Source organism: Oleiphilus sp. HI0125 (assembly GCF_001635355.1).
In genome coordinates this window covers 1-557 of record NZ_LWGF01001176.1, presented here as the reverse complement: position 1 = coordinate 557, position 557 = coordinate 1, and the positions used below count along the sequence as shown (strand labels likewise).

Annotated in this window: 1 protein-coding gene; it reads right to left on the bottom strand. The window is 50.1% G+C overall.

Features of this window, described 5'->3' with window-relative positions; genetic code table 11:
• Positions 1-557 (bottom strand): histone deacetylase (locus A3762_RS20390; protein WP_197469443.1); only part of this gene is annotated, 557 nt, incomplete at both ends.

Below are 557 nucleotides of genomic sequence, written 5' to 3'. Positions count from 1 at the left end.
TCGCCTAGCTAACGCGTCATGATCACGGTCGTAGCCACCACCAATCACTGTAGCAACTGGAATCGCTCGATCTAGACAATGCTCAAGCACTAAGTCGTCTCGTGCGCGAATCCCTTCCAGCGAAATATTAAGGTTCCCCAACGCATCGCCTTTCCATACATCAACGCCTGCATCGTATAAAACAATGTCGGGTTGAAAGTGTTCGAGCAACCGCACGAGCGTTTGCTCAACGATATGGAGGTACTCCATGTCACGCATCCCAACGGAGAGGCCGACATCCAAATCGCTTTCCTGCTTGCGGAATGGAAAATTCTTTTCACAATGCACGGAACAACAAAATATCTGCTCATCTTCCTGCAGTATGGCTGCGGTACCATCGCCCTGATGCACATCGCAATCGAAGATCAAGACACGTTGAACTTGCCCTCGAGCAACTAAAGTGCGACTCACAAACGCGAGATCGTTAAGCAAACAGTACCCAGAGCCAAAGTCATAATGCGCATGGTGTGTTCCACCCGCCAAATGCACGCCTACGCCAAACTCTATGGCTAATTCGG